At 67.1% G+C, this 10437-nt stretch carries 4 protein-coding genes and 1 pseudogene; 2 read left to right on the forward strand and 3 right to left on the reverse strand.

Annotation, left to right across the window (positions count from 1 at the left end):
• Positions 1–132 precede the first annotated feature (132 nt).
• A pseudogene (locus IE267_RS40520) lies at positions 133–1533 on the forward strand (ISL3 family transposase); the annotation flags it as partial.
• A 245-nt stretch (positions 1534–1778) separates the two neighbouring features.
• Complete coding sequence (locus tag IE267_RS34035) at positions 1779–2201, forward strand: SAM-dependent methyltransferase (protein WP_229861595.1); 423 nt, start codon at positions 1779–1781, stop codon at positions 2199–2201.
• Between the two features lie 354 nt (positions 2202–2555).
• On the opposite strand, the gene IE267_RS34040 is transcribed toward IE267_RS34035, so the two are convergent.
• The 3 genes from IE267_RS34040 to IE267_RS34050 form a co-directional block, all read right to left on the reverse strand.
• On the reverse strand, positions 2556–3128 hold the full coding sequence (locus IE267_RS34040; protein WP_189765807.1) for a hypothetical protein: 573 nt from the start codon (positions 3126–3128) through the stop codon (positions 2556–2558).
• Positions 3128–5656 (reverse strand): DnaB-like helicase C-terminal domain-containing protein, encoded by a 2529-nt coding sequence (locus IE267_RS34045; protein WP_189765808.1) that lies wholly within the window; start codon positions 5654–5656, stop codon positions 3128–3130. The genes IE267_RS34040 and IE267_RS34045 overlap by 1 nt, the downstream gene beginning before the upstream one ends.
• 235 nt (positions 5657–5891) lie before the next feature.
• Positions 5892–10181: an FG-GAP-like repeat-containing protein gene (locus IE267_RS34050; RefSeq protein WP_189765809.1), complete on the reverse strand. Its 4290-nt coding sequence runs from the start codon at positions 10179–10181 to the stop codon at positions 5892–5894.
• Positions 10182–10437 lie beyond the last annotated feature (256 nt).

A 10437-nucleotide genomic window follows, 5' to 3' on the forward strand; every position in this document is an offset into this window, starting at 1 on the left:
AGCAAGAGCAAGGACTGCCGGATCGTTCCTCCAGGGGATGACATCCTCATGGAGACGGAAACGCTTCGCGACATCCTGTTCCCGGGCTTGAACCTCGTAGTGCGCCAGGCCACGGTCGTAGACGCCAACCTGATGATCGACGCGGCAGGCTGCGGACCGCCGGGGCCGTGTCCTGGGTGTCAGTGCCCTGGCGCACGCGTTCACAGCCGGTACTGGCGCCACATCGCCGAGATGCCTGTTGGGGGCCGTCAGATGACCGTTCGTCTCCGCGTGCGTCGCTTCTTCTGTGATCAGAGCCAGTGTCGACGCCAGACGTACGCGGAGCAGGTGCCGGGCCTGACTGAGCCCCGGCTTCGTACCTCGACGGCGGCCCGGTCGGCGATGCGAGCAGTCGCCGCGGAGCTCGGTGGCCGGCCGGGCCAACGCCTATGCACGCGACTGCGCATGCATGGTCGGCGGACTGCCCTCCTGCAGCAGTTGGCCGCTCAGCCTGTGCCGGCACAGGCCCCAAGGATCCTCGGCATCGACGAATTCGCGTTCCGCAAGGGCCGGACCTACGGCACCGTCCTCGTGGATGTCGAGTCGTCCAAGCCTGTAGACGTGCTGCCGGATCGAGAAACGGGGACGGTCGCTGCCTGGCTCCTGGAGCATCCTGGTGCCGAGATCATCTGCCGAGACCGCCTGATGGCCTTCACCAAGGCCATCAGGAAGGCCTCCCCGGACGTCCTGGAGGTGGCAGATCGCTGGCACCTCCTCCAAAACCTCTCGACGGCCGTGGAGAAGACCTGCCGTCGACACCGGGAGTGTCTACGGCGATCAGCCGGACCCGAAGCCAACCCACCGTTGGCCACGCCGGATACCCCGCTCCTACAGCGGGTTCGACGACGCCACGCGGAGGTCAACGAGCTGGCTGACGCCGGCCTGTCGTTCAGCGCCATTGGCCGCCGTCTGCAGCTGGACCGCAAGACGATCCGCCGCTACCGGAACCAGGATCTGGCAGGGCTTCTCGCTTCGGCTCAGGATCGAGGGCACGGGGTCCTGGAGCCGTTCATGGAGCACGTACAGCACCGGTTCCATGCGGGCTGCACCAACTCGATGCAGCTCTATCGCGAGGTACTCGCCCTCGGCTACACCGGCGGCTACCACGTTGTGCACCGCTACGTGGTGACCATCCGGAACGGCGTCGCGGTTCCTGCCCGCTCGGCGACTCCCCGCCCTCGCGACATCACCTCATGGATCATGCGCCCCCAGGAGTCACTCAACACCTCCGACGCTGCCCAGCTCGACGCCGTGCGAAGTGCCTGCCCGGAGATCGCCCTGGCCTGTGACCTAGCGCGGGACTTCACCGGAATGCTTCGCCAACGCCGCGGTCACCTGTTGCGGGACTGGATTCAGAAGGCCGAGCTGGGAGGCCCAGATGCCATCGGCGTCTTCGCCGACTCCATACGCCAGGATCTCCAAGCCGTCACTGCCGGCCTCACCCTGCCTTACAGCTCCGGCATCGTCGAAGGCCACGTCAACAGGATCAAAACGATCAAGCGACAGATGTACGGCAGAGCCTCATTCGCCCTACTCAGAGCCCGCATCCTCCTGCAGGCGCAGCCATCACGGAAGCGCGGTCAGAACCAACTCACCCGCTCATCCGCCATCCGACCCGTCTCACTGAACCTTGACCGTTTGCCATCGATCGAGCGACTCGGGGGCGCACTCTGTGGTCAGCGCCGACCGCGCCGTGCCTCCCGGATGGCGCGCATGTGTTGGGCGTCTCGCTGCTCAGCGTGCTGCCGAGACCGGGCTATCAGGGGGCCCATCACTGCCCACACTGCCGAGATGATCAGGCATCGGGCCACGAAGTCCCACCCCCACGCCATGCCGCCCGCCCACGTCATGACAGCGCTCATGGCGACTCCAGTAGCTACCGCTGCACCGATTCGCTTCCACCACCGCCCCATATCCAGCGGCTACCCGCTCAGACACCGCAGGAGCGCCTGCGCGCAGACCAACTTCGATGGCAAACGGTCGCCGGAACACTCCTCCAGGCCCGCACCCGGGACCAGATCGCCCGCTTCTTCAACGGCTGGCAGCTCCTCGACCCCGGACTCCAGCCCGTCTTGCGCTGGCGCCCCGACCCCGACGAGGCCCACAGCACCCTCACCGACGCCGAAGCCGCGTGCTACGCCGGCGCGGCATGGAAGCCCTGACCCACAGGGCGCGCCAGGCCGTTGCCTACGCCCTGGGCATCAACCCGGTGGACCTGCATGGAGCAGCAGCTCCTCGCAGATGCGGATCATCCGTGTCCTGAAGGTTCGCCATCGCCAAACCCAAGCGCCTCAGAGACATCAGCCAGCCCTCCACAGCCCCGACACCACGGAGACGATGGCGAGAGAACTGGAAGAGCGCTGTTTAAGACGGCAGTTAGGCCCTCCGGAAGCTGTCGTGGCCTTCCATCGGACCTTCAGCCAGAAAGCCGTTCCTCGCCACGATGGCAACCCAATCCCGGACCGGAGAGCGGCTCCGCCTGGTCTGGTGGGGCCGCCTCCCATGGGAGAGCCCTACTACCGGAGTTCGACGGAGTAGGTGCTGCCGTCGAATTCCCAGCCGTCGGTGCCTTCCCCGATGTCCTCGACGATGACGTCGTCGATGAACTGGTCCTCGAACGCGTCGTCGGTGAGCTCGCCGGCCGTCCAGAGGTCCTCGATCGTCGTCCAGTGGCCACGGCTTCCGTCGATCCGCAGGGGGGCCGCGTGTGGTGTTCCCCGGTTGCGGCGGTCGGTGCCGGTGGTGACGTAACCGCTGATCTCGTACTGTCCGTCCTTAACCTGACGCGGGATCGGGTCGGCGGGGACGACGGCGACGTTCTCGTAGGCGGTGTGGATGAGGTCGCGGTAGCCGCGGCGCACGTTGTACTCGGGATCCGACAGCCAGTTGACCAGGGTCTTGGCCGTCACCTCGAGCCCCGCCTCCTCCAGGGCCTGGTAGCCGCGGTGAGTTCCGGTGAGCTGGCTGAGCTGGGCGTGCCAGTGCTGGGCGCTGTAGGAGGACAGGCGGTGGCGTGGGGTGACGCGGGTGCGCAGGAGGTCGTTGAGGGCGGCGCCCAGGGACGGGCCGCGGCCGGTGGGGCCGGCCATCAGTCGTCACCTTCGGGGATCATCTGGCCGGGCTGGATGAACTTGGCCTTGACCTCGCCGAAGCCGGTCCCGATCCGGTAGGTGTCCGGTGCGGTGCCGGGGGGTGTCCAGAAGACGGCCGCGTCGACATTGCGCAGGGCGATGAGCCGGTGGCCTTCCTGGACTGCTTTGAAGGCGACGGTCCAGTGGCGTACGGAGGCCTCGGCGACCATGCTCATGCGCCAGTCCGGCCGCCAGAACGGGGACTTCTGCTCCTGGCGTTTGGGCCACAGCAGGCGCAGCGCGATCGACAGGCGGGTCTTGTAGGCCTTGTAGGGTTCGCCGCCCGTCTGGATGAGGTCGGCGCGGGCGGTGCGGGCCGCTTCGTAGAACGGTTTGAACAGGGACTCATTGGCCTTGCCGGTCCAGGAGTCATGGATGGCCGGCATCGCGGGAAGGTGGCCGTCGCGTACGAGCCGGGCCAGTTGCTTGATGTGCGGGGTGGTCACCCACACGCGGCCCGCGTCGTCGGGCCGGTCGGTGATCCGGCCGAGCGGGTGCGGCATGTCCGTGCGGGACCATTGCGGGATGTCGATGAGGTAGATGCCGGCCCCGGCCCTGTCGAATTCCTCGAGGGGGCCGGTGTGCAGCAGTTTGTTCGGCGCCAGGGGAACGGCCGAACAGGCCGAGGGATAGCTGCCGTTGCGGTCGATCAGGCATAGCACACCGTCGCCGAACGTGTCCGGGACGTCGAGCTGGTCCCGCCGCACGCGCTTGCCGTTCGGCCGGTCGTAGGGGACGCGCGTGCTGGTGACGTCGGGATGGACCCAGCGTGGTTCACCGTCCATGTGCTCACTGATCAAAGGCCACGGCCCGCCCTCCCGCTCTTCACCGCGGATCACCTTGATCGGGTGCATCTTCGAGCGGCCCACCGCGTCCTTGAGAAGCTTCAACGCGGGGAACGGGGCGCCTTCCGGCTCATCCTGCTCATCTCCCGGCTGAAGCTCCACCTCCCCCTCCACCTCCACCTCCACCTCAGCCTCAGCGTCGGCTTCACGTTCAGACTCTGCTCGCGTGTTACCGGACACTGCGGGCCCGCCGGTCTCGGCGTGCTGGGCAGATGCGGGCCGGCCGGCGGCCATGGCGTAGGCGTGCAGGGCCGCGGCAAGACGCTGTCCCTCGGCAGTGTCCGGCAGCCGCGGCGATGTGGCGGCCGCCTCGGCCAGGGGCGCTGCGAGTTCGTCAAGGGCCGCCCGGTCGCCACTGGCCAGCGTGCTGCGCAGCGCGGCCAGTTCATGGGTGAGGGAAGCCGGCAGCCCCTGTCGGGCGCCGGATGTGTAGGGAAGGGCCGCTTCGGCCAGCTCCCGCTCCACGGCGCTGCCGCTCCCCCGCGCGGGCTCCTCACTACCCGCGCCGGCCGCGTGAGTGGCTGCGGGGGTGTCGAGGAAGCGGGCGTGCAGCAGGTCGGGAGTGAGACAGGCCGTGCCGATCACGCCGAAGTCGCGTTCAGCGATCGTCACCTGAACGATTCCGGGGTCGTCGGCGGGTGCGAGCGTCAGCAGGACATCGGCGTCCAGCAGCTTCAGCAGTGCGGGGTCGGCGCTGTCCACGATGGCGAGCACCGGGACCCGCAGCGCGCGGGCGAGGCCGGCCAGTGCCTGGGAGGCGTTGGGGAGGCGGTCACCGGAGAGCGGAAGCCGCGCGTTGTGGGCGGCCTGGAGCCGGTCGACCACGACCAGGGCCAGGTCCTCGACGTAAGGGGCGGTCTCCGCGATGGCTTCGGCCGTCAGTTCGCTGCCGTCATCGATCATCAGCGGCGCGTGGGCCAGCTCCCGGGCCACCTGCTGCTCGTCCGGGGTGAGGCGGCCCTGCTTCAGTCGCGGGTAGTCGCCGCCGGTCTCGGCGGAGATGATCCGGCGCATGATGTCGGCCTGGTTCGGGCCCGACGCCGCATACAGGACACGGCGGTTGTCGACGAGCGCCGTCCGCCGCGCGGTCGCCAGTCCCAGAAGACTTCCGCCGACGTTCGGGGCGGCCGCCACCAGTGTCAGGCGCCCGGACTGCAGACCACCCGTGGCCGCATCAAGGCCCGACAGCCCGAACGTGGGGCCCGTCTCCGGCCCGGCCGCGAGGACAGCACCAATGGCATCGCCCAGCGAGGCAAGCCGACGCGGCACACTTCTACGATCTTGATCATTGCTGCTGGTCACTGCACCTCCTGCGAGTACCGCACTAGGGGGCGCGGCGGTCTCGGATGACGGGGAACCCGACGTGGCGTCGGCGGGAAGCAGTACGGCAATAGGGGTACTGCTGCGCCTCAGCACCTGCGGCCGTCCCTGAGCTGCCAGCGTCACGAGCTCGCCGAAGTCCTTCTGAGCTGCACTCAGTGCGTGGGAGGGGAACGCATCCGCCTTCCGGGCCGCCGGAAGGCGGTCGAGTGGGGCGAGTACTACGCGCTCTCCGTGCTTGTGGATCAGGGTGGTGAGCCCGTCCTTCTCGGCGCGTCTCACCAGAGCGAAGAGCTCCCTGCGAGCGTCGGTCGCGTTCATCACAGCCGCATCGTGTGACTGGCTCACCCAACTCCCTAAGTCCTCAACTACCCATCACCATAGCAATAGTCGACATACTCAGGTAGAAAGTCACTAACTTTTTTCGGAGATGTCACTAACTTTTTCTAGAACACTTGCTGGGGTGCACCGGACTGTGTGACAAGCGCACCCGCCGACGCGGCGGCCCCACACCGGAAGCAGAGTCCGGGTGGGGCCGCCGAGTTTGCGAGGATGGCTAGTTGTAGGGCCTGAGGATCGTGTTGGCTGCGTAGCTCCAGTTGGCTGGGGTGTTGAAGGTGTAGCCGGGGGCAGCGCCGTTGAGGGTGCCGTCGGGCTTGGTGGTCCAGGTGAACATGCGGCTGGTGCCGTCGCTGTAGCCGTATATGGCGCCGACGTCGTCGCGGCCGTCGCCGTTGAAGTCACCGGTGGTGATCATCATGTGGTTGTGGTCCCAGTTGCCGGGGTCGGATTTCCAGGCCTGGGTGGGGGTGTTGAACTTGCCGTCGCGGGTGCTGGTGGCGACCAGGGTGTGCATGGCGTCGCTGCCGTCGGAGTAGTCGTACCAGGTGATGATGTCGTCGATGCCGTCGCCGTTGAAATCGCCGGCCTGGAGGTAGGTGCGGCTCCAGTCGCCCCAGGAGGTGATGGTGCTGCCCCATGAGGTGAGGTCCGGCTGGAAGGCTCCGGTGGGGCCGGCGAGGAAGGTGTGCATCTTCAGGGTGCCGTCACCGTAGCCGTAGAGGGCGGCGATGTCGTCGCGGCCGTCGCCGTTGAAGTCGCCCGTGACGACCTTGCTCTGCTTCACGTCCCACCACCCGGCGGGGAGTGCGGTGCCTTCGAAGGGCGGGTTGAAGCCGCCACGGACGTCAGCGGTGAGGGTGAACAGGCGGTCGGATCCGTCGGCGTAGGAGTACCAGATGGCGAGGTCGTCGCGGCCGTCGCCGTTGAAGTCTCCCGACTGAAGGCTCATGCTCTCGGAGTACCAGCTGCCCTTGGCGGAGGTGTAGGAGACGACGGGGGCCTGGAAGCCGCCGTCCGGCTTGCCGAAGGCGGTGAACACCTTCATCAGGCCGCCGCCGTAGTCGTACGTCATCGCCGCGTCCCCGCGGCCGTCCCCGTTGTAGTCGCCGGTCGCGAACCGCATCTTGTTCACGTTCCAGCTGCCGATGCCCGAACTGTAGGAACCGAACGGGGCGTTGAACGTGCCGTCCGAGTTGGTCAGGAACGACTGGAACGCGGCATGTCCGTCGCTGTAGGTGTACCAGGAAGCCATGTCGCTGCGCCCGTCGCCGTTGTAGTCGTGGCGGATCGCTGTGCCGCTGGACCACAGGGTCTGGCCCTTGGCGTTGTCGATGATGAGGTTGCCGCGGTCCTGGAGCATGGCGTAGCCGTCTGCCAGGTGTTCGGGTTTGCCGGTGGTGGCCTGGTTGGTGCTCCACAGTGAGGTGGAGTCGTCGCCGGCTTTGTTGACGGTGATGTTGCCGTCGCTCTGTACAAGTGCGGTGGCGCCGGGGTTTCCGCCGGTGTTGGCGGACCAGATGACCTTGTTGGCGTTGGAGGTGACGACGAGGTTGCCGTCGGCCTGCATGGTGAGCTTGGCCGAGTTGGAGATGACGGACTGGCCGGAGGTGAGGCGGGTGCCGGGGGTGATGCGGCGGCCGCCTACGGAGCCGTCGATGGTGAACGGCTGCCCGAAACCGGTGAGGTTGCCGCCGGTGGCCTGGCCGGGCCAGCCGGTCACGGTGTTGTCGGTCTTGCGGCCCCACAGGTCGGTGATGTCGTCGCCGTCGAAGTCTCCGGAGGAGCCGATGGTCGGGTAGTCGGCCTTCTTCAGGGTGAGTCCGGCGAGCTTGGTGCGGCGCGGCGCGGTGCCGAAAGTGGCGGCGTTCAACGCTCCGTTGGGATCGGCCTCACCGTAGCTGCGGTAGATGTCGCCGGTTTCGTTGTTGCGCATCAGTAGGTCAAGCAGGCCGTCGTGGTTGAGGTCGCCGGGGCCGATGAGGGTGAACTGGTCCCAGTCGGTGCCGCCGACGAGGACGGGGTGGCTGCGGCCGCGGGTGAGGTAGTCCGAGCGGTCGCCGTAGTAGGCCCATAGCTGCTTGCCCTGCTTGACCAGGATGTCGGGCTTGCTGTCGCCGTTGAAGTCACCAGTGAGGATCTGGTCGGCGTTGGACCAGTGGTCGTCGGTGATTCCCTTGCAGAGGCCACCAGTGGTGGGCTTGGGGCAGGTGACCTTGAGGTCGAAGGAGGTGTACCCGTCGCGGTTTATGACGCCGCGGCCGTTGTTGGGATAGACCCGCAGCAGGTTCTGCTGAGCCGTGTCGTTGTACTCGAGGGAGACCAGGTCGTTCTTGCCGTCCTGGCCCCAGTCGCCGCTGGTTGCGACCTGTTGGCCGGGGAAGGCGCCGCCGCCGTTGGCGGCGACGGAGAACTCCTTGTTGCCGTGCCCGGCGTAGGTCAGAAGCGTGCCGTTGGAGTCGACGCTCCAGATGTCCTTGAAACCGTCGCCGTTGAGGTCACCGGCACCGTCGCGCAGACCGGTTCCGTCGGCGTAGTAGAGATAGCTGGCGGTGTCGGAGCGGTTGCCGGCCTTGTCCACGCTGTACGCGTAGACCATGTGCGGGCCCGTTACCGGAGGCCTGATCTCATCGGTGAAGGGGGCGCTGGGGTCGGACCGGTTGACCTGCGGGTCGTAGTCGGTCCACCAGTTGTAGGAGGCGACGTCGATGACGCCGTTGGGCCCGAAGGTGAAGTGGCCGTTGTCGTTGACATCGCCGTTGGGCTCGTCCGGCCAGCCCTGATCCCCGTTGGGAAACACCGTGGAGGTGATGGCCGGCGGATGGCTGGGACGGTCACGGTCCGTGGTGAAAGTGCAGGTATCACTCCAGTCCGAGGTGGCATGATCCTCGTCCGTGGTTTGCACCTTCCACGTGTAGACGCCGCTGGGGGTGGCAGTACCTGGCAGGACGAGGGTCGCAACGCGGTCGTTGAGGGCCGGGATGCTGGTGTCCACCACCGGCTGGGTGCTGCCGGACTTGAAGACCTGGAAGTGCGCAGTGAGGTTGCCGGAGTCCAGGTCCTTGACATGGGCATACACGCTGATCGGGGTGTTCCCGATGACACCGCCCGCCCCGCAACTCGTCTGAGGGCTGGTGCCCAGCTTGTCGGGCTTCTCCGGCAGATGGTTGTACTGCACTTCCAGCACGGCCGTCTTGGGGTCGAACCTCTTCCAGCCGTCGTGGTCCGTCTCGTCACCCGCCTTGAGGCCGAGGGTGAGGCTCTTCTGCCCGGCCGCGACGCTGTCGCGCAGCGCAGAGGTGGCGTTGAACTCCAGATTTCCCGCGGCACAGCCCGGAACGGTGCTGCTCCAGCCCTTCGCATCGTGCACGGTCGCAAGATCGCCGCCGATCTGCGACGGCTTGTTGTTCCAGGTCGTCTTCGGTGAGATGTCGCCGAAGCGTCCAAGGACCACGTCTGCCTTCGTGCAGGACCAGGACCAGGTGTTGCGGATACGGAAGGTCGCTGACTGGATCTGCGCACCGCTCACATAGCTCGTATCGAGCCGGAAGTAGGAACGCGACAGGCCGTTGGTCTCACTCTCGTATCCGACTCGCACGTCCTCGTTGGCGTTCCAGTACGAGTTGTTCGGATACTTGGCGTAGGCGCGGGTCCAGCTCCACTTCTGGTGGTCGCCATATCCCCAGCTCGGGTCGATGTACACCGGGTATGTGGTGTCGGGTCCGGTCAGCAGCTTCTGGTCCGGCGTGATGGCAATGGAGTTGGAGGTCAGCGCCGTGCCCATCACCGCGTCCTTGGCGCCGCTGCCGGGCTCGAAGCCGTTGGTGGGTGCGCTGGCGTCCTCCCCGGCCGCCAGCGCGCGCTTCGCAGACTTGGCGGCCGGGGCCGCACCCGCATCGGTCGGTTGCGGCGTGGAGTCCCACATCATCGGGGCGGGACTGGTGAAGACGGTCTGTCCGGCGGGGTCGGTGGCCACCAGCGTCCCGGTGTCACTGTCCTTGTGGATGTCCAGACCGACCGTGCTGGTGGCGAAGTTGAGCGTCGTCAGCTCCGGGTTCTGCGCCGCCTGCGCCGACTTGACCACCAGGAGCTGTGAGAAGCCCTCCACCTCGGCCTTCAGCTGCAGGTCCACCCCCGGCAGTACCTCCGGGTAGGTAGCGATGTTCTCGCTGAGGGTCGGCTTGGGCAGCGCCTTGGGCCACGACAGCGACAACGTGCGCCCGTCCTTGACGCCCGACAGCATCGGCCCCGTACCGCCCCCGGAGAACTTCACCGGCACCGTGGCGGCCTTCGGCACCACCGAACCGTCCGCCGCGAACACCAGAGTCGGGTCGGTCGCGACCCATGCACCGGCGCGCCAGACCCGTACGGCTTGCCCGTACTGACGCACCGTGAACGGGCCGTCTGGCTGCGCCCACGTATCGGTCGCCTCCGTGCGCGCCGACACCAACTCATACGGTTTTCCAGTGGACTTGGCCTGCTGCAGCGCATAATCCTCCTCGCTCATCACCCCCCGCGACACCGGGTCAGACGGCGGCTGAGAAGCAACGGCCGGAGCCGCGCCGGCTATGACCACTGCCACAGGCAGGGCCACGACGACCGGTGCCACGACGACACCGGCCAGGAAAGCGGCCGTGGCGCTGGCGCGAAAGCGCCCCCGCGGCCAGTTTCTATCTCGTCTCATGTACGCCTCTTCCATCTTATTCGCTCGGCGATTTCAGGTGACTCTATAGCCCCAGAATTGGGACTCAGGGGATGCCCGA

The sequence above is a fragment of the Streptomyces xanthochromogenes genome (assembly GCF_014650455.1).
Taxonomy (GTDB): domain Bacteria; phylum Actinomycetota; class Actinomycetes; order Streptomycetales; family Streptomycetaceae; genus Streptomyces; species Streptomyces xanthochromogenes.